The sequence below is a fragment of the Mesorhizobium sp. M1307 genome (assembly GCF_040318155.1).
Lineage (GTDB): Bacteria > Pseudomonadota > Alphaproteobacteria > Rhizobiales > Rhizobiaceae > Mesorhizobium.
Genome location: NZ_JAMYLR010000010.1, coordinates 91,289 through 111,108, shown reverse-complemented (window position 1 = coordinate 111,108; position 19,820 = coordinate 91,289). Strand labels below are relative to the sequence as shown.

Annotated in this window: 13 protein-coding genes and 2 pseudogenes; all 15 read left to right on the top strand. The window is 62.2% G+C overall.

The window, feature by feature from the left end; genetic code table 11:
• The first annotated feature begins 20 nt into the window (after positions 1-20).
• The 15 genes and pseudogenes from NKH16_RS14745 (at position 21) to NKH16_RS14675 (ending at position 19,651) form a co-directional block, all read left to right on the top strand.
• A complete protein-coding gene (locus tag NKH16_RS14745) occupies positions 21-680 on the top strand; it encodes a GntR family transcriptional regulator (protein WP_023674176.1) in 660 nt (219 codons plus the stop codon).
• Positions 681-741: 61 nt separating this feature from the next.
• Positions 742-2,079 carry an extracellular solute-binding protein gene (locus NKH16_RS14740; RefSeq protein ID WP_352449854.1) on the top strand — a complete coding sequence of 446 codons (1,338 nt, stop codon included), beginning with the start codon at positions 742-744 and terminating at the stop codon, positions 2,077-2,079.
• 35 nt (positions 2,080-2,114) lie between these two features.
• Positions 2,115-3,017: a carbohydrate ABC transporter permease gene (locus NKH16_RS14735; protein ID WP_352900140.1), complete on the top strand. Its 903-nt coding sequence runs from the start codon at positions 2,115-2,117 to the stop codon at positions 3,015-3,017.
• A complete protein-coding gene (locus NKH16_RS14730) occupies positions 3,018-3,839 on the top strand; it encodes a carbohydrate ABC transporter permease (protein ID WP_023674179.1) in 822 nt (273 codons plus the stop codon).
• 40 nt (positions 3,840-3,879) lie between these two features.
• A complete protein-coding gene (locus NKH16_RS14725; protein WP_352743632.1) occupies positions 3,880-4,938 on the top strand; it encodes an ABC transporter ATP-binding protein in 1,059 nt (352 codons plus the stop codon).
• Positions 4,939-5,176: 238 nt separating this feature from the next.
• Positions 5,177-6,433, top strand: a pseudogene (locus NKH16_RS14720) (hypothetical protein); the annotation flags it as partial.
• 89 nt (positions 6,434-6,522) lie between these two features.
• Positions 6,523-7,791, top strand: coding sequence for an ABC transporter substrate-binding protein (locus NKH16_RS14715; RefSeq protein ID WP_352900032.1), 1,269 nt, complete (start codon positions 6,523-6,525; stop codon positions 7,789-7,791).
• Positions 7,788-8,810, top strand: coding sequence for a carbohydrate ABC transporter permease (locus tag NKH16_RS14710; protein ID WP_502901447.1), 1,023 nt, complete (start codon positions 7,788-7,790; stop codon positions 8,808-8,810). Before NKH16_RS14715 ends, NKH16_RS14710 begins: the two co-directional genes overlap by 4 nt.
• Entirely contained in the window at positions 8,807-9,859 is a 1,053-nt protein-coding gene (locus tag NKH16_RS14705) for a carbohydrate ABC transporter permease (protein ID WP_352900029.1), read from the top strand. Before NKH16_RS14710 ends, NKH16_RS14705 begins: the two co-directional genes overlap by 4 nt.
• A 7-nt stretch (positions 9,860-9,866) precedes the next feature.
• Entirely contained in the window at positions 9,867-10,955 is a 1,089-nt protein-coding gene (locus tag NKH16_RS14700) for an ABC transporter ATP-binding protein (protein ID WP_352900026.1), read from the top strand.
• 654 nt (positions 10,956-11,609) lie between these two features.
• Positions 11,610-14,737, top strand: a pseudogene (locus tag NKH16_RS14695) (PAS domain-containing protein).
• Positions 14,738-15,110: 373 nt separating this feature from the next.
• Positions 15,111-17,948, top strand: coding sequence for a sensor histidine kinase (locus NKH16_RS14690; RefSeq protein ID WP_352900136.1), 2,838 nt, complete (start codon positions 15,111-15,113; stop codon positions 17,946-17,948).
• Complete coding sequence (locus NKH16_RS14685; protein WP_352900024.1) at positions 17,945-18,586, top strand: response regulator transcription factor; 642 nt, start codon at positions 17,945-17,947, stop codon at positions 18,584-18,586. Before NKH16_RS14690 ends, NKH16_RS14685 begins: the two co-directional genes overlap by 4 nt.
• Before the next feature lie 2 nt (positions 18,587-18,588).
• Positions 18,589-18,978 (top strand): response regulator, encoded by a 390-nt coding sequence (locus NKH16_RS14680; protein WP_352619259.1) that lies wholly within the window; start codon positions 18,589-18,591, stop codon positions 18,976-18,978.
• The gene (locus NKH16_RS14675) at positions 18,968-19,651 is read left to right on the top strand and encodes a response regulator transcription factor (protein ID WP_352900022.1); all 684 of its coding nucleotides are present in this window, start codon (positions 18,968-18,970) and stop codon (positions 19,649-19,651) included. Before NKH16_RS14680 ends, NKH16_RS14675 begins: the two co-directional genes overlap by 11 nt.
• The last annotated feature ends 169 nt before the right edge of the window (positions 19,652-19,820 follow it).

The following is a 19,820-nucleotide window of genomic DNA, read 5'->3' as shown; positions in this document are numbered from 1 at the left end:
CGACAAGGAAGCGAGCTGAAGTGGAAGACGGCAGCGAACCGATCACTCTCCGGGAGAAGGCCTATGCCAGCTTCACGCGGCATTTGCTGGCCCGCGATCTGCGGCCGGGGCAGTTCGTGTCACAGCGCGAACTGGTCGCTTTTACCGGGCTGCCGCTGGGTGCCATTCGCGAGATCGTCCCGCGTCTCGAGGCCGAGGGACTGCTGACCACCATCCCGCAGCGCGGCATGCAGATCGCGCATATCGATATCAATCTGATCCGCGAGGCGTTTCAGTTTCGGTTGTTCATGGAACGCGAGGCAGTGGCGCTATTCACGACCAGCGCTTCTGATGCCGAACTTGCCCGCATGCGGCGCGAACATGAAGAGATGCTGGCTCAAGCTCTCGGGCAGGCGCCGACGCCGGAAATGGAAGCCAAGGCCCAGAACATCGACTGGGCGATGCACGACACCTTCATCAATGCGCTCGGCAACGAGATTATCGCCAAGGCCTATCTGGTCAACTCGGTGAAAATCCGGCTGATCCACCAGGAGCGTTTCCGCATCGACGGTCGTGTGGTGCCGGTGATGCGCGAACATTTGGCGGTCATCGAAGCCATGGAGAGCCGCAATCCGCAAAAAGCGGTTGAAGCGATCAGTCTGCATATCGACAATGCGCGCCGGCTGGCGCTCCAGATCTGAGGAAATATAGCCGCGCCGCGGTTCGCGGCGCATCCACAACGACAGCAACCGGGAGGAAGAAATGTCGTCCAATCTGTTCAACCCAACCAGGAGGCAACTCCTTGCCGGAACCGCGGCGCTAACCGCTGCCGGCCTTGTGGGGCTTCGCCCCGGCTTTGCCGCAGGCGTTGACTGGAAACGCTTTGCCGGGACGACGCTTGACGTCAATCTGGTGAAAAGCCCGCGCAGCGACACCATCCTGAAATATCTCGCCGAGTTCGAGGAACTGACCGGCATCAAGGTCAATGCCGAGGCAACGCCCGAGCAGCAGCAGCGCCAGAAGACGGTGATCGAGTTGAGCTCGGGCAAGCCGAGCTTCGACGTCGTGCATCTGAGCTACCACGTGCAGAAGCGCCAGTTCGAGAAGGGTGGCTGGCTGGCCGACATCGCCGGCTATCTCGCCGATCCGTCGCTCACCGACCCGGCGCTGGTCGAAAGCGACTTCGCCGAAGCCGGCATTCTGTTTGCCAAGGACGGCCAGGGCGTGCTGCGCTCGCTACCGTTCTCGGTGGACTACTGGATCCTGTATTGGAACAAGGAGCTGTTCGAGGCCAAGGGCCTCAAATACCCAGAGACCTTCGAGCAACTGGTGGCAGCCGCCGAAGCGCTGACCGACCCCTCGACCAATACATACGGCTTCGTCGCCCGCGGGCTCAAGAACGCAAACACGCCGGTGTGGACGTCGCTGATGCTCGGGTACGACATGACGCCGCTAGATGACAAGGGCAAGCTGCGCACCGAGGCTCCCGAGGCGATCGAGGCTGCCGCGCTCTATCAAAGATTGATGACCAAGTCCGCCCCTCCGGGCGTTACCGGGTTCAACTGGGCCGAAGCACAGTCGGCCTTCCTGCAGGGCAAGATCGGCATGTGGCTCGACGGCGTGGGTTTTGCCCCGCCGATGGAAAATCCGGAAAAATCGAGGGTGGTCGGCAAGGTCGGTTACGGCGTGATGCCCAAGGGTCCCAAGGCGCATGCCTCGGGCACCTTCGGCGACGGGATTGGCGTTACCGCCGCCAGCGAGAAGAAGGAGGCTGCCTATCTGTTCTGCCAGTGGGCGGTATCGCCAACCATGGGTGCACGGCTGTTGCAGGCCGGCGCCGGCGTTCCGTTCCGCAAATCCGTGCTGGAGGATCCCAAGGTGCGCGAAGGCGTCACCATGCCGGCAAGCTGGCTTGATGCCGTGGTCGGCTCGGGCAATATCAGTCGGCTGGCACTGCCGGTCATCATCCCCGTCACGGAATTCCGCGACATTTATGGCGTGGCGTTGACCAACATGATTGCCGGCGCCGATCCAGCCGCGGAGCTGAAGAAGGCCACCGAACAATTCCAGCCGGTTCTCGACAGGAGCGAGCAGGGCTGATGTCGGCCACCACCCCAGAACAGACCGGGGTGACGATGCCGGTTGTCGACGGGAGCCAGACGATCCGGCTGGCTCCCAACTCCTGGCCTTTCGTTGTCCCCGCACTCGTCGTCGTCGGCGCCGTCATCGTTTTCCCCTGGGCTTTCACCCTGTGGATGAGCGTCAATCGCTGGACGCTCGGCCAGTCGCGGAGCTTTGCCGGCATGGAAAACTATCTCCGCCTGGCCAGCGACCCACGTTTCTGGGAATCCCTTGTTCATACGTTGACCTACACCTTCCTCTCGGTTGCAGCGCCGATGCTGCTGGGCACTCTGGCCGCCCTGATCTTCGATGCCAGGTTTCCGCTGCGCGGCTTGCTGCGCGGCGTCTTCGTCATGCCGATGATGGCGACACCCGTTGCCGTCGCACTGGTTTGGACAATGATGTTCCATCCTCAGCTTGGCGTGCTCAACTACCTGCTGTCGCTGGTCGGCATCCCGGCTCAGGAATGGATATTCAACGCCAACACGGTCATCCCGTCGCTGGTTGCGGTCGAGACCTGGCAGTGGACGCCGCTGGTCATGCTGATCGTGCTTGGCGGGCTGGCCTCGGTGCCGCGCGAGCCCTTCGAAAGCGCCGAGATCGACGGCGCCAATGCCTGGCAGCAATTCCGCTATCTCACTCTGCCGATGATCGCGCCGTTCCTGATGATCGCGGTCATCATCCGCACCATCGATGCGCTGAAGAGCTTCGACATCATCTACGCGATGACCCAGGGCGGGCCGGGAACGGCGTCGGAGACCATCAACATCTATCTCTACAACACCGCCTTCTCCTACTACGATATCGGCTACGGCTCGGCCATGGCCGTGGTGTTCTTCATTGTCATCGTGGCCCTGTCGTTTGTCCTGCTGATGCTGCGCCAACGCTCGCAGTGGATCGATACGGAGGGCAAATAGATGAGTTCACGGCTGCTCAACCAGATCGGTCTGTTTTTCGCTGCCCTGGTTTTCGTCTCCCCGGCGATCTTGTTCTTCCTCTGGATGATCTCGCTGTCGCTGAAATTCGAGATCGACAACGGTGCCTATCCGCCGATCCTGATCCCCGAACGCTTCGCCTGGTCGAACTATGTAAAGGTGTTCGAGGAGAACAATTTCCTGCTCTATCTCTGGAATTCGGTTCTGGTGACCGGCACGGCGACCTTGCTGGCGCTGCTGATCGGCGTACCGGCCGGCTATGGCATCGCACGGCTCAAGGCTGAACGATCGGCGGTCGTCATCATGATCGCCCGCATGACGCCTGGGCTATCCTATCTCATCCCGCTGTTTCTGCTGTTCCAATGGATCGGGATACTCGGCACGCTGTGGCCGCAGATCATCATCCATCTGGTGGTGACGGTGCCGATCGTGGTGTGGGTGATGATCGGCTATTTCGAGACCACGCCGATGGAACTGGAAGAGGCGGCCAACATCGACGGCGCCAGCTCCTGGCAGGTTTTCCGGCTGGTTGCCCTGCCCATCGCCAAGCCGGGCATCGTCGTCGCCTTCATCCTGTCCGTGATCTTCTCGTGGAACAATTTCGTCTTCGGCGTGGTGCTCGCCAGCCGTGAGACGCGCACACTCCCGGTCGCCGTCTACAACATGCTGTCCTACGAGCAGGTCAGCTGGGGGCCGCTCGCCGCGGCGGCGCTGGTGGTGACGTTGCCGGTGCTGATCCTGACCATGTTCGCGCAAAGACAGATCGTCGCGGGGCTGACCGCCGGCGCCGTCAAGGGCGGCTGAGGGCGCGCCCTGACATCACTCTTTTTCCAGGAAAGATCCAATGGCATCGGTAACGATCAACAACGTGCAGAAGGCCTTCGGGGCCACCAAGATCATTCACGACGTCAGCGTCGATATCGCCGACGGCGAGTTCGTCATCCTGGTCGGCCCGTCGGGATGCGGAAAATCGACGCTGCTGCGCATGATCGCAGGCCTTGAGACGATTTCCGGCGGGAAGATCGCCATCGGCGAGCGTATGGTCAACAATCTGCGGGCACGGGACAGGAACATCGCCATGGTGTTCCAGAATTATGCGCTCTATCCGCATATGACTGTGGCCGACAATATGGGCTTTGCCCTCAAGATCAAGAAAGCCGACCCGACCGATACCGCTGGCCGGGTCAGGAAGGCAGCCGGCATCCTCGGCCTGGAAAAGCTGCTTGACCGCTATCCGCGCCAGCTTTCGGGCGGCCAGCGCCAGCGCGTTGCCATGGGTCGCGCGATCGTACGCGACCCGCAGGTCTTTCTGTTCGACGAGCCGCTCTCCAACCTCGATGCCAAGTTGCGCGTCCAGATGCGCGGCGAGATCAAGGCCCTGCACCAGCGGCTGGGTACCACGACGATCTATGTCACGCACGACCAGATCGAAGCCATGACGATGGCCGACAAGATCGTCGTGCTGCATGACGGCCTGGTCGAGCAGATCGGCGCGCCACTGGACCTCTACGACCATCCGGCCAACCTCTTCGTTGCCGGTTTCATCGGCTCGCCCGCTATGAACTTCATTGCCGGCCGCATCGAGGAGGGCGTGTTCCGCAGCGCCGGCGGGTTGATCCTGCCGTTGCCGGAAGGCGCCCAGCCGGCGGATGCCGCGGGACGCGAACTCGTCTACGGCATTCGACCGGAACATATCCGGGCAACCGGGCAGGGCGTGCCGGGCACGATCACGCTTCTCGAGGCGACAGGCTCGGAAATCTTCGCCAAGGTCGACTGCTCCGGTGAAGAAATTTCCTGCCTGTTCCGAGAAAGGCTTGCGCTCAAGCAAGGCGAAGGGGTGCGGATCGAGATCGACCGCGCATGTGCGCATCTGTTCGACGCAGCAACCGGTCGGCGCATCTGACTCGGTGGTCCGGTAATGCGTCGTCGGCCTAGGTCGGCAACGCGAATTCACCGGCGAGTTCGATGGCGCGGCCTTCGCGGGCCGATCTCTGGGCGGCAAGACCCATGACGACGGCCCACCAGCCGTCTTGCAAGGTCACTTCCACCTTGCCTTGTCCGCGCACCGCAGCGGTGAAGCGGGCGTGCTCGAAATAGGTCGAACCGTCTGCTCGGCGTGCTGGACACGCAGATCAACGCCACGGTGGTACTTCTCCGAGAACCACGCGCTGCTCTTCCACACCGCCGCCTATATTGCCGGGGGCCTGTTGCCTGATGTGCGGTTCGTGCGGTCGGGCCGCCTTGGCCGCGAACAGTCCGCGGTTGGAGCCGCGCGTGTACGCGCCTGGCTCGACCATTTCGAGGCATGGGAAATGGCCGAGTTCAACTCGGCGCCTTATTTCCCGATCGACCTCAAGGGCCTGTGCGCGCTCTACGCGCTGGCCCCGGACAAGGACATCGCCGAACGTGCCGGCAAGGCAATCATACGCCTGCTTGAAATCGTCGCCCGCTCGGCGCATCGCGGCATCCTCACCGGGGCGCAGGGCCGCTCCTATGAGCACACGCTGCGCGCCGCGCGTTCCCTGGAATTATCCGGCATCTGCCGCATGCTTTGGGGCAAGGGCAACTACGGCATGCGCTTTCACGCGCTGCCGCAGCTGGCATTGTGCCTGCGGGATCACGATTTGAGCCTTCCGGACGGGTTGGCAGCAATTGCTTCCCTCACCGATGATACGGCGTGGGAATGGACTTTTGCGCAGGGACAAGATCGCTTCGCGCGGCTCTACCACTACAAGACGTGCGACCATGCGATGGGCAGCGCCGCTGGCTACCGCTGGAACCAATGGGGTTATCAGGAGACCGTCATTCACGCCCGGCTGGGCAAGAATCCGGATGCGCAGATCTGGATCAACCACCCCGGCGAAGTGCTGCAGTCGGGATATGGCAGACCATCATATTGGGGTGGCTCAGGCACTTTGCCCCGGCTTCACCAATACCGCGACCTCGCAGTCGTCAGCTTCTCCTGCTCGGATGAACAGCCCGACTTCACGCACGCCTGGTTCCCCGCACGTGCCTTCGATGCCGTGCAAGTGGGTGGCGATCGGGCGTTCGCGCAATCGGGCGACGCCTTCGTCATGCTGAAGACGGATGTGCCGCTCATGCAGGTAGTGGCCGGCCCGACCGCCGGCAACGAGCTGCGGGCGGCGGGACGCAGGACGACATGGATCGTTCGCCTCGGTGACCGGAATGCCAATCGGCCGGCCCTCGACGCCTGGACTGCCGTTTTTGAGGACCTGTCGGTGCGGCCAGGTATCGACGGCCAGTTGATCGTCGAGGATCCGGAATACGGCACGGTGCATTTCCTCGCCGACGCAAGGATCGTGGCAGAGGGACGTACACTCGATCCGGCCAACTGGACCGTGCGCGGTGAGGCGATGCGCATGAAGCACAGAGAGTAGGGAGGAGATCGGCTGCGACGCTCAAGAGGAGGAGGGCGTAGCAGGCTTGAACCATCGGGGCGCCGCCCCGCTAAAGGAGGAGACGAAGCATGAATGAGACCCGCACTTTGCTGGCCGCGCTGTCGGTCAGCCTGCTCGCATCGACCAGCGCGTTTGCCGGCGACGTGCGCATCATGTGGTATTCGGACGGTGTCGAGGGCGATGTCATCCAGGACATTCTGAACCGCTTCATGAAGGACAATCCCGACATCCACGTCACGCTCGACAACGTCGCCTACAAGGTGATCCAGGAGCAGTTGCCCATCCAGCTCGAAGCCGGCCAGGGTCCGGACATCGCCCGCGTCACAAACATCAAGGAGCTTGCCCAGCACTGGCTCGATCTCAGGCCACTGGTGGCCGATCCGAAATATTGGGAGGACAATTTCGCTGACACGCTGGACTGGATGCGCCCCGACGGCTCCAACGCCATCCCGGGTTTCATGACCCAGCTCACGCTCACCGGCGGCTTCGCCAACAAGACGCTGTTCGAACAGGCCGGCGTGCCGCTGCCCGGTGACAAGGCGACCTGGGACGACTGGATCAACGCCGCCGCCGAGGTGGCGAAGAGCCAGCAGCTTCCGGCTGCCTTCGCCATCGACCGTTCCGGTCACCGCATTTCGGGCCCGAATGTCTCCTTCGGAGCGAACTATATCGGCCCCGATGGCATGCCGGCGAAAGTGGACGACGGCACCAAGGCTTTCGTCGGCAGGCTCGTCGACTGGACCGCCAAGGGCCTGATGCTGAAGGATACCTGGGTTTCGGCGGCAGGCTCGACCTATCGCGCGGCCGCCGACGACTTCATCAACGCCCAGATCCCGTTTTATTATTCGGGTAGCTGGCAGGTCGCCAATCTATCGACCAAGATCGGCGATAGTTTCGACTGGGTGGCGACCGGCTCGCCCTGCGGTACCGCAGGCTGTTCGGGCGTGAAGGGCGGCGCGGCGCTGGTCGCCATCAAATACACGAAGAATCCCAAGGACGTCGCCAAGGTCATGGATTATCTGGCCCGTGAAGACGTGGTAAAAGAGTTCAGCGAGCGCACGCTGTTTCTGCCCGCGCACAAGGGCGTCGTAGACAAGGGCGGGCTGAAATGGGTCTCGGCCGACAAGAACGTCGGTCCGGCGCTCGACAAGTTCGTCAAGGCGGCGGGTGAAACCCTGCCGGCGGCCGATGCACTGCCGCCGTGGAAGTGGGCCAACGCTTACTTCGCCGCGCTGGTGACGCGCGTCAGCCAGGTGATGGCCGGCGAGCTCAGCCTCGACGATGCCTGGGGCAGGATCGACCAGGATATCGCCGACAAGGTTGCCGAGGCGAAGTGACCGCCGCCGCGACACTGAAGGCATGGATTGGCGCCGCCCTCGCGGCGCCGGTCGTGTGGCTGGCGTCGATCGTCAACGTGCCGCTGAAGTTCTGGCAGCGAGCGACGGGCACCGGCGGCATGGCCGCGTTCTTCCTCGCCCCAAACATGGCGATCTTCGGCATTTTCGTCCTGGTGCCGATGATCATCAACTTTTTCTATTCGGCCACGTCGGGAACGGCCTACTTCCTGCAGGACCGAACCTATGTGGGGCTCGAGCAATATCAGCGCCTGCTCGATTGCGGCAACTACCTGGACACTGCCACTTGCCACGAGGATCTCTTCTGGAAGGCCGTGCACAATACCGGCCTGTTCGTCGTCGTGCAGGTGGCGCTGATGACGGTCGTGTCGATGGCGACAGCGTTGATCCTCAACCGCGAGATCGTCGGGCGCAGCTTCTGGCGCGCGGTGTTCTTCTTTCCGGTGCTGCTGTCGCCCGTCGTCACCGGCCTGATCTGGCGTTGGATCCTGCAGCGCCAGGGCCTGCTCAACCTGATCGTCCATGATCTGGGCGGCGAGCCGCACAACTGGCTGACAGACCGTTTCTGGGCTTTCACCGCCGCGGTCAGCGTTTCGGTTTGGGCACATACGGGCTTCTATACGCTGATCTTGCTTGCCGGATTGCAGGCGATCCCGCGCGACCTTTACGAAGCGGCCGAGATGGACGGCACGAAGCCGGCGCGGGTGTTCTGGCGCATCACGCTGCCGCTGCTGATGCCGAATCTGCTTGTCGTCATCGTACTGGCGCTGATCCGCGCCGTGCAGATCTTCGACGAAGTCTATGTGCTGACGGGTGGAGGGCCGGGAACCTCGACCCTCTATATCACGCAGTACATCTATGAGATCGGCTTCGCCTCCCTGTTGCGCAATCCGGGGCTGGCTTCGGCGGCTTCGATCCTGATGGGGTTGGTGCTGGTCGTGCTGACCTTGGTTCAGCTGCAGGTCGGACGCCGGGGTGAGCGGAAAGGAGCCCGCGAATGAGCCGGGTCGTGACATTCCTGACCCGCCGGCGCGGTGGTCGCGGCTGGCACTGGACGGATATCGTGAGCTGGCTGTGGCTGCTCGGCGGCGTTGTCATCATGTTCGGCCCGGCCGTCTGGCTGGTGGGTTCGTCATTCAAGACGCCGGCACAGCTCGCCGAGTTCCCGCCGACCATAATGCCTTATGTCAGCCAACACGCGAGGGTCGAAGGCTACGACAAGCCGCTGACCCTCTACAGGGTGAAGTTGCCGGATGGTTCGACCAAGGTGCTGGCCGAGGTGCGGCGCATCGGCATCGTGGCGCAGATGGTGGATCCGCAGGCGTCGAACGATATCGTGAAGGTCAACATCGCCGACCGGCAGCCGGTGCGCGAAATCGGCTTCGCAACGGAGAATTACACCGAGCCCTTCGTCCATTTCGACTTCCTGCGCTATCTGCGCAATTCGGTTTTTGTGACGGCAATGGCAACGCTGATCACGCTGCTCACCAATTCGATGGCCGCCTTCGCCTTGTCGAAATACAAGTTCCGCGGTCGCGATCTAACGATGCTTGTGATCGTCGGTACGCTGATGGTGCCGCTGTCGGTCATCCTGGTGCCGCTCTATTCGGTGGTGGGCGCCGTCGGACTGCTCGATTCGCTGTGGGGCGTGATCTTGCCGACGGTGGCGACGCCAACCGGCGTCTTCCTGCTGCGCCAATATATGCTGACCATCCCCGACGAGCTGCTCGATGCGGCGCGCATGGACAACGCTTCCGAATGGCAGATCTACTGGCGCATCGTATTGCCGCTTGCAGCACCGGCGCTCGCCGTGCTGGCGATCTTCTCGGTCGTCTGGCGCTGGAACGACTTTCTGTGGCCGCTGGTGGTGCTGTCGCGCAAGGAACTCTACACACTCCAGGTCGGCCTCAACACCTATGCCGGCCAGCTAAACGTGCAGTGGCACTACATCCTGGCGATGACCGTGGTGACGATGATCCCCGTCGTCCTCGTCTTCGTCTTCCTGCAGCGTTACATCACTTCCGGCATTGCCGGCACCGGGCTGAAGTGAGGATGTCATGGGACGGATAACGCTGACCAACATCGATCGCGCTTACGGCAAGATGAAGATCTTGCACGGTATCAACCTCGACGTCGGTGACGGCGAGATGCTGGTCCTCGTCGGCCCGTCGGGTTGCGGCAAGTCCACGCTGCTGCGGTTGATTGCCGGGCTCGATCGGCCGACCGACGGCAAGGTCGAGATCGACGGGGTCGACGTCACCAACGTTTCGGCCGCGCAACGCGGTCTGGCGATGGTGTTCCAGTCTTACGCGCTCTACCCGCACATGAGCGTGCGCCAGAACCTCGCCTTCGGGCTTGAAAACATTCGTATGCCGAAGGCCGAGATCGACACGCGGATCACGGAAGCGACGCGCATGCTGGAAATTGCTCCCTATCTAGACCGCCGGCCCGGCCAATTGTCGGGCGGCCAGAAGCAGCGCGTGGCGATCGGCCGTGCGGTGGTGCGCAATCCGACCGCCTTTCTGCTCGATGAACCGCTGTCCAACCTCGATGCCGAACTGCGCATCACCATGCGCGCTGAACTGGCGGGCCTGCACCGGCGGCTGGCAACCACGATGGTCTACGTCACGCATGACCAGATCGAGGCGATGACGCTGGCGGACCGCATCGTGGTCATGCGCTCGGGGCGGATCGAACAGGTCGGCCGGCCGCTCGATCTCTACAACGCGCCGGCCAACCTGTTCGTCGCCGGCTTCATCGGCGCGCCGCGGATGAACCTGCTGCCGGTGAAGGTGCGTTCGGCAAGCGGCGCCGAGGTGCGTGTCGAAGGTCCAGGCGGGCTGTCGGCCTCGATCGCGGCCGACGGGGTCGCGCTGAAACCGGGAGACGACGCGACGCTTGGCATCCGGCCACACGACATCCAACTTTCGAATGGCGGCAAGGGATCGGTGGAAGCGCGGGTAACGCTGGCCGAGGCGTTGGGCCCGGAAACAGTTGTCCACGCCACCATTGCCGGCGACAGCAAACTTATCGCCGTTCTCAAGCAGCAGGGCGTTGAATCGCAAGGGCCGCCGATCAACCTCGCTCTGCCGCCGGAGCGCATGCATCTCTTCGATGCCGCCGGGCTGCGTGTCGCACCGCGTTAGCCGGCGGCAAGATAGCGGGTTGTTTTCATGAACCCTCGCAACTGCGCACAGCGAATGCGTGTTGCGCTTGTCAAAATAGGTGAACGTTAAGACAACCGAACTCTTCAAGAGGGCGCTCTCTGCGATCATTGCTGCCACAGGATGATCCGGAAACACTTCAAAGTGGATTTTCTCGTGGGCGGTCTTCGGCGCTACGGAGATCCGCGCCGGCACGTTCGCGCGCCTGAATCCGGCTGACTGATAATACGACCTGTGCTGAGGTTCAGTACGAACTACCGATCAGGTTCTGTTGTCCGGCTTCGTCATCCAAAGGACCGGGATGCGCCTGATCACGCTTGCGCCATTTGGCATTCTGCTCTTCGCAGGCGCGATGTGGCTGCTGTCTGCTTCGACGAGCGGTAGCGTCTTACCTGTCCGGCTCGTATTCCCGGTGGTAGGTGTTGATGCATCGATCCGCGTCGCTGCTCGCGCGAGGCCATCGTTAGGGCCCCCGTAGCGGCGATATCTCCGCGCAATGCATGGATTTCCATGAGATGCAGCCGAGGCATGGCGGAACTAGATTTAGGCGGTGAGTTCGCCTGTCCAGATATTGAAAACAAGTGCTATATCAAGCGCTGACCGTCCCCAGGCTTTTTTGTCCGACAGGAGAAGCCAATGACAGCAGCGTCCAACTCACTTGGCGAAATCGACCCCGAAGCAACGCTTGCGCTGCAAATCATCGAGAGCATGCCCGGCCACGCGTGGGCAGCCGATGCCGCCGGAAGATTCACCTATGTCAGCCCAAACACGCTGGCGTTCCTCGGCAACACGCATGAGGGTCTCAACACTTCCGAAGACAACGATGAGTTCGGCTGGCGTCGAGCCATCCATCCCGACGATTATGATCCTGTAGCCGCCAGATGGCGGCATTGCCTCGAAACCGGCGATCCCTATGATACCGAGCATCGCCTGCGGCGCGCCGATGGCGTCTATCGCTGGTTTCGAAGCTCAGGACGACCTTTTCGCGATAGCCAGGGGCGCATCGTTCAATGGTACGGCACGACAATAGACATTGAGGACCAGAAGCGGGCCGAGTCAGCATTGCGCGACCGGGAGCGGGAACTCTCGCAGCTCGTGGACATGGTCCCGAGTCACATCTGGCGGCTCGATCCCGACGGCGAGCCGATCTTCTTCAATGGGCGCATGGTCGACTTTCTCGGCCTCGATGTAGCGGATCTGGACCGACCGGGCATGAGCCGGCTGGCGGTGATGATACAGGCCGCCGTTCATCCGGACGACGCGGCAGCATTCGGCGATGCACTCCGTGGTTGCTTCGCTACCGGGGCGAGCTTCGCGATGCGCTATCGCCTGCGCCGTGCCGATGGCGTCTATCGCTGGATGTCGAGCCGGGCGGAGCCGATGCGCGATGACGCTGGCCGCATCGTCCAGTGGTACGGCCTCTGTCACGACATAGACGATCAGACGCACGCCGAAGCGGCGTTGCGGCAGAGCGAGCAGCAACTTCAGCACATGATCGACGCGGTGCCGGTCCGCATCTGGAGTGTGATGCCGACCGGCGGGCCGGTCTACTTCAACAAGCGATACCAGGACCATTTCCGCTCCGTTATCGCGAACTTTGACGCGCTCGGCGAGCCGGGAATCGAAACGTTGCTGCACGAGCTGATTCATCCCGAAGATGCTCCCGAGGTGCAGCGCACGTTGCTGAGGTGTTTCGAAACTGGCGGCGGCTCCGCGATGCGGTTTCGCTGGCGCGAAAAAGACGGCACCTATCGCTGGGCTGAGTGCAGGGTCGAGCCGCGACGCGATGACGACGGAACGGTCGTGCAGTGGTACGGGGTTTCTCTCGACATCGACGATGAGGTGCGCGCGCAGGCGGCGTTGCGCAAAAGTGAGCGGCGCCTTCAGCAGCTGATCGACACCGTGCCCGCTTTGATCTGGAGTACGACACGGGAAGGGACGCCTTCCTACGTCAACAAACGGTTCACCGATGTAACCGGGGCCACGCTCCGCGACATCACCGCCCCGGACGGCTCGCCGTCGCTGAGCGTGATCCATCCAGACGATATCGACACCGCACGGCAGGCGATCCGCCATTCATTCGCAACCGGCGTGCCTTACGTTCAGAGATATCGCCAGAGGCGGACCGACGGCGGCTATCGCTGGACCGAGACTCGCGCCGAGCCGCTGCGCGACGAAGATGGCAGCATTCTCCAATGGTACGGCGTGAGCGTCGACATCCATGACCTGGTGACCACGCAAGCCGCATTGCACGACCGGGAACGAGAGCTCTCGCAACTCGTCAACATGGTTCCGAGCTACCTCTGGCGGCTATCTCCCAACGGTGAGCCGACCTTCTTCAACAAGCGCCTGATAGATTTTCTCGGCCTGGACATAGCGGACGCGGAAAAGCCGGACACCAGCCTGCTGGCGGCCTTCATTGCCACCGTCGTCCATCCCGACGATGCAGCCAGCCTGAAGGAAGCACTCGACAGCTGCTTTGCCACCGGCGAGCGCTTCTTCATGAAGTATCGCCTGCGCCGTGCCGATGGCGTTTATCGTTGGATGAGGGCCGCGCGGAGCCGCTGCGGGACCAGGGTGGACACATCGTCCAATGGTACGGCCTTACGCACGACATCGACGATCAGCTGCGCGTCGAAGAGGCGCTGCGCGAGAGAGAACGGGCTCTCTGGCATCTCGTTGAAACGCTGCCGGCAATGATCGATTGCGCCGCGCCGGATGGCGAACCGATATATCGCAGCCAGCAGCTCCGTGAATTCCTCGGATACAATCTTGAGGAATTGGACGAAGCGGGAAAGTCCCGGCTGGCTGGCACACTCGACGCCGGTGTTCATCCCGACGACCTGACAGGTGTCAAAGAGAGATATGCCGATTGTCTGTCCACAGGCGAGCCGTATGCGCGACGGCACCGTCTGCGGCGCTTCGATGGTGAATATCGCTGGGTCGAGACGCGCGCCGCGCCGATGCGGAACGCTGAAGGCGCCATAGTGCAGTGGAACGTTATCTGCCTCGACATCGAAAATGAGGTGCGGACACAAGAGGAGCTTCGGCTGGCACAAGAGAGACTTGCGCGTGCGAGCCAGGCGGCGAGCCTTGCCGAACTATCCGCATCCATCGCTCATGAGGTGAACCAGCCGCTGGCCGCCATCGTCGCCAACTCCAACGCATGCCACCGTTGGATGTCCGCCGAGCCCCCGAACGTCGAGCGCGCGAAGATCACGGCCGAGCGTATCATCCGCGATGCCAACTCGGCGGCGGATGTCGTCAGCCGCGTCCGTGCCTTGTTCAGACCTTCGCTTGAAATGAGAACCAGCACGCCGATCCCCAGCGTCGTTGCCGAAGCACGTGACCTTATGGCCGAGGAAGCCATGCGGCGTCGCGTTCGCATGGACATCGACGTCGAAAGCAACCTTCCGCTGGTTGCGTTCGATCGCGTCCAGATCCAGCAGGTCCTGGTCAACCTCATTCGCAACGGCATGGAGGCGATGGACACCACGGCGGGCGACAAGGTTCTCGGAATGCGGGTGCGCCGGATAGAGGACACGATCCAGACCGAGGTCAGCGACCGAGGCCCGGGTATCGAACGTCCCAACAAGATATTCGAGCCGTTCTTTACAACGAAAGGGAACGGAATGGGCATGGGGCTCGCGATCTCCCGTTCGATCATCGAGTCTCACGGCGGACGCCTTTGGGCGGAGAATAGCGTGCCGCGTGGGGCGACATTCATCTTCACCCTCCCGGTTGAAGCGAAAGCTGCGCAATAACTGGCGGCGCTCAGTAAGCGCTTGGTTTTTCGGCTCTCGGTGAAGGGGCGCCGCCGCCCCGTGCAATGCATGGATTTCCATGAGGTGCGGTTGGGGCGTGGCGGGATTAGGGTGGCTACGTGAGTCCGTCAGCCCAGTCCAGCTATCAAGAGCAGGTGCTACACGAAGCGCCGACAATCTCCAGAGTTTGTTTGTCCGTCAGGGGCACCCGATGACGATAGCGCCCAACTCACTTGGCGAGACCGATTCCAGCGCAACGCGCGCGTTAACGCATGACTTGGACCGATCCGGACCGGGAAGTGGCCGATCTTTCGCGACGAATGAACCGGGCCTGATTCGCGGCAACATGATCAGCGATCTTGAAAGAGGCAGGTTGTCGCGCGTCTGGTCGCACCGTCCCCAATTCTTACATCTGGGGCTTTTTATTACGGCCTATGTCCTGGGCTGCGGCTTCGCCCAGTCGCTCGCAATCATACCTGGAACAGGGATTTCCATTTGGCCTCCGAGCGGGCTTTTCATCGCTACGCTTGTCTTCGCCTCCAGGTATAGCTGGCCGTGGTGGGTGCTGGGGGCCTGTGTGGCAGAACTGTTCAGCAACTTCTTGTGGTTCCACACTCCGCTGCCCGCGGCCTTCCTGATCTTTGCCGGCAACGCTCTTGAAGCGGTGGCCGGCGCATGGCTTGTGAACCAGGCCTGCAAGCGCCCAGTTCGGCTGGAAACGTTGCGGGACGTTCTCGCATTCGTCGCACTGGCCGCTGGAGTTGCGCCAGTTGCAAGCGCGACGGTGGGAAGTGCGGCGCTTTCGTGGTTTGGCATACAATCGCAAACCTTTGCGACGGCTTGGCCGCTGTGGTGGATCGGAGACGCGACGGGAGTCCTGATCGTAGCGCCACTGGCGCTGGTCGTGTTCCAGAACTGGCGCGGCAAGGCGCAGCTCTCGGCGGCGCGGTGGATGGAAGCTTGCGTCCTGGGGCTGATCTTTCTTGGTATCGCCGCCCTTTCCTTGAGCGGCTATCTGCCCTTCGCCTACATCATCATGCCGCCTCTTCTTTGGGCCGCGGTGCGCTTTGAGTTCCGAGGCGCCGCCGTAGCATTGACCGTTCTCGCTCTGATCACGGCGGTATTCACGATATCCGGCGCCAGCCAATTTGCCGGCGATCCCGAATCCCAGAAGCACAACCAGATCATGCTGCAGCTTTTTCTGGCCATCTCTGCATTTTCGGCGCTCGTCGTGGCCGCCATTTCCAGGCAGCATCAGGCGGCGGTGTTCACTTTGCGCCAAAGTGTGGAGACCTTGCGGGAGCGGGAGCGAGAACTCTCGTTGCTGGTCGAAATGATCCCCGCTCACATCGCCCGTATGGCGCCCAACGGCGAACCAACCTTCTTCAGCAAGCGCACGACAGACTATATCGGCCTCAACGACATCGCGGGCTGGGACAAGCCGGGCACGAGCCGCCTGGCGACCGTGGTCGCGGCAGCCGTCCATCCCGACGATGGACCCAGGATGAGAGAATGGCTCAGCCGCTCGCTCGCCACCGGCGAACCCTATCCCATAAGGTATCGCCTGCGTCGCGCGGATGGCGTGTATCGCTGGAGGGAGGGCCGCGCCGAGCCGCTGCGGAACCAGAGTGGAGCGATCGTCCAATGGTACACGGCCAGCATCGACATCGACGATGAGGTGCGCGCGCAGGAGGCATTGCGCGACCGGGAGCGGGAGCTCTCGCAGCTTGTCGACATGGTTCCGAGCCACGTTTGGCGCCTGACGCCGGACGGCGAGCCGACCTTTTTCAACAAGCGAATGGTCGACTTTCTCGGCCTTGACGTAACGGATTTGGACAAACAGGGCATCGGCCGGCTGGCGGCGATGATAGCGGCCACCGTCCATCCGGACGACGCAGCAGCATTCGGCGATACGCTCAGTCACTGCCTTGCTACCGGCGAGCGCTTCTCCATGAGGTATCGCCTGCGCCGTGCCGATGGCGTCTATCACTGGATGTCGAGCCGGGCAGAGCCGATGCGCGATCACGCTGGCCTGATCGTGCAGTGGTACGGCCTCTGTCACGACATAGACGATCAGATGCAAGCCGAAGAGGCGCTGCGGCGGAGCGAATTGCAGCTTCAGCAGATGATCGACGCTGTGCCGGTCCGCATCTGGAGCGCGGTGCCGACCGGCGGGCCGGTCTACTTCAACAAGCGATACCAGGACCATTTCCGCGCCGTCATCGCCAATTTCGAAACACTCGGAGAGCCGCGCATCGAGGAATTGCTGCAAGAACTGGTTCATCCCGAAGATGCTCCCGAGGTGCTGCGCACGTTGCTGAGCTGTTTCGAAACAGGCGGCGGTTCCGCGATGCGGTTTCGCTGGCGCGAAACAGATGGCTATCGCTGGGCGGAGTGCAGGGTCGAGCCGCGGCGTGATGAAGACGGGGCGGTTGTGCAATGGTACGGGGTTTCCCTCGACATCGACGAAGAGGTGCGCGCCCAGGAAGCGCTGCGACAAGCCTCCGACAAACTCGCGCAAGCCACTCAGGCTGCAAGTCTCGCCGAGCTTTCCGCTTCGATCGCGCACGAGGTGAATCAGCCGCTGGCCGCGATCGTCGCCAATTCCCATGCATGCCACCGTTGGCTGTCCGCCGCCCCTCCGAACGTCGAACGCGCGAAGATTACGGCCGAGCGCATAATCCGGGACGCTAATTCGGCGGCGGACGTCGTCGGCCGCATCCGCGCGCTGTTCAAGCAATCCACCGAGACGAGGACCAATGCGACGCTCAGCAGTGTCATCGCAGAGGCACGCGACCTCGTGGCCGAGGAAGCGATGCGTCGGGGCGTTCGCACCAGCGTTGATGTCGGAAGCGACATTCCGCTAGTCGCGTTCGATCGCGTCCAAATCCAGCAGGTTCTGGTCAATCTCATCCGCAACGGCATGGAGGCGATGGACTCTGGTGCGGATGACGGAGTTATCAGCATCCGAGTGCGCCATATCGGGGATGTTGTCCAGACGGAAGTCAGAGATCGCGGCCGGGGCGTCGCGTTTCCCGACCGGATATTCGAACCGTTCTTTACCACGAAAGAGCAAGGGATGGGCATGGGACTGGCGATCTGCCGTTCGATCATCGAGTCGCACAGCGGGCGTTTATGGGTCGAGAAGAACGAACCACGTGGAGCGACGTTTATCTTCACGTTGCCGATTGAAGCGAAAGCGGCGTCATGACGACGGACGGCCAAATTGTCTTCATCGTAGATGACGATGAACGCATCCGGGAGGCGCTCAGTGAGCTGCTGGCTACACACGGCATGTGTGCCCTAGCGTTCGGATCGGCGGGCGATTATATCCGCGCTGACAAGCCGGACTTCCCTGCCTGCCTCATCCTCGATATCGAGTTGCCGGATATTAACGGCCTCGATCTGCAGCGGCAGATTGCCGAGGGCGATCATCCGCCGATCGTTTTCCTGACGGGACATGGCGATATCCCGTCCTCGGTGCGTGCGATCAAGCACGGCGCCGTGGATTTCCTGACTAAGCCCTTCAGCGATGCAGACCTCATGGCCGCAATCCATGCGGCGATTGCCCAGGATCGGGTACAGCGATCGGAGCGCGCCGAGCTGGGCGTGTTGAAGCAACGTTATCTCGAGCTGACGCCGCGCGAACGTGAGGTGCTGCCGCTGGTGGTCAGCGGCCTGCTCAACAAGCAGGCCGCCGCTGAACTGGGGATCAGCGAAGTTACGCTGGAAATTCATAGAAGGAACGTCATGCAGAAGATGGTCGCGGCGTCGCTCGCCGACCTCGTTCGCATCGCCGAGCGATTGGGAATACCGATCACGCACTCGCGCCGGGCAGGGGGGAACTGAGGGTGAGCAAGCGGAGGCCTGTCGTGGCGATTGTCGACGATGACCCAAGACTGCTCGAGTCGCTGGAGGACCTTCTGGAGTCCGCCGGCTATGTGGCCCGCAGCTTCTCGTCGGCAGGGTCGTTGCTGGTCAGCGGCCTGTCTGGATTGGACATGCTTATCACCGACATCGGGATGCCCGGCATGGACGGCTTTGAACTTCGCGACTTGGTCAAGAAGGCGCGTCCGGATTTGCCTGTGTTCCTGATCACCGGCCGCCACGAGATAGTGGATCAGCACCGCGCTAAGGGCATTGGCGGGCTTTTCCGCAAGCCGTTCGATGGCCAGGCACTGCTTGCGGCGATCGGCGACGCTTTACGCAACCCAGAAACGGAGGCTAAACATGAGAGTTGACCAATTGCCCTTACCGAGATCGACGCCATCATCACAGCAGCGAAGGGCTGAAGCCGAGCAGCCGCTGGTCATTATTGTCGATGATGATGCCTCTGTTCGGGAGGCGCTGTCTGAATTGATCCTGTCGGCGGGTTTCCTGCCGGTGTGCTTTACCTCAACCCGTGAATTGCTTGACGCCGACGTGTTGGAGAGCCCCGGCTGCTTGATCCTCGACGTGCGCATGCCGGGGACGAGCGGTCTCGATCTGCAGCACCATCTTGCGAAAAACGGCAACCCCAAACCCATCATCTTCCTGACCGGGCATGGCGACATCCCGATGACTGTCCAGGCGATGAAGGCCGGCGCCGTGGACTTTCTCACCAAACCGGTGCGGGATCAGACGCTGCTTGACGCTGTGATCGCCGGCATTGCGGTGGATGCCAAGCGGCGGACGGATGCCGTGATCGTCAAGCGCAATATCGAGCGCGTCGAGACGCTGACGCCGCGCGAGCGCGAGGTCCTGCGTGAAGTGGCGCGCGGGCGCCTCAACAAGCAGATCGCCTTCGACCTCGGCATCAGTGAAGTGACGGTCAAGCTTCACCGCGGCAATGTCATGCGCAAGATGGAAGCCGCTTCCATCGGTGAGCTGATCCGGGCGTGGGAAACGCTGCCCGCGCCGATGCGCGAGGTCTAGAATTTGGCACAAGCCGATCCATGCCCCATCCAATAGGATCGCCCGGCGCGCCCGGCCATTTCAGGTGCTTTCTCAGCGCGCCCAGGCCTTCCTGCCTGTTGGTACGCTCGTGCTGCTGCGGGTGATCCTGATGTACATCGGTGGTCCTGTTGGTGTTTCGCGGCAAGGC

Excerpts from the sequence above, each read along its gene's own strand:
- NKH16_RS14740 (WP_352449854.1), top strand. The coding sequence starts at position 742 with ATGTCGTCCAATCTGTTCAACCCAACCAGGAGGCAACTCCTTGCCGGA.
- NKH16_RS14735 (WP_352900140.1), top strand. The coding sequence starts at position 2,115 with ATGCCGGTTGTCGACGGGAGCCAGACGATCCGGCTGGCTCCCAACTCC.
- NKH16_RS14730 (WP_023674179.1), top strand. The coding sequence starts at position 3,018 with ATGAGTTCACGGCTGCTCAACCAGATCGGTCTGTTTTTCGCTGCCCTG.
- NKH16_RS14725 (WP_352743632.1), top strand. The coding sequence starts at position 3,880 with ATGGCATCGGTAACGATCAACAACGTGCAGAAGGCCTTCGGGGCCACC.
- NKH16_RS14715 (WP_352900032.1), top strand. The coding sequence starts at position 6,523 with ATGAATGAGACCCGCACTTTGCTGGCCGCGCTGTCGGTCAGCCTGCTC.
- NKH16_RS14705 (WP_352900029.1), top strand. The coding sequence starts at position 8,807 with ATGAGCCGGGTCGTGACATTCCTGACCCGCCGGCGCGGTGGTCGCGGC.
- NKH16_RS14700 (WP_352900026.1), top strand. The coding sequence starts at position 9,867 with ATGGGACGGATAACGCTGACCAACATCGATCGCGCTTACGGCAAGATG.
- NKH16_RS14685 (WP_352900024.1), top strand. The coding sequence starts at position 17,945 with ATGACGACGGACGGCCAAATTGTCTTCATCGTAGATGACGATGAACGC.
- NKH16_RS14675 (WP_352900022.1), top strand. The coding sequence starts at position 18,968 with ATGAGAGTTGACCAATTGCCCTTACCGAGATCGACGCCATCATCACAG.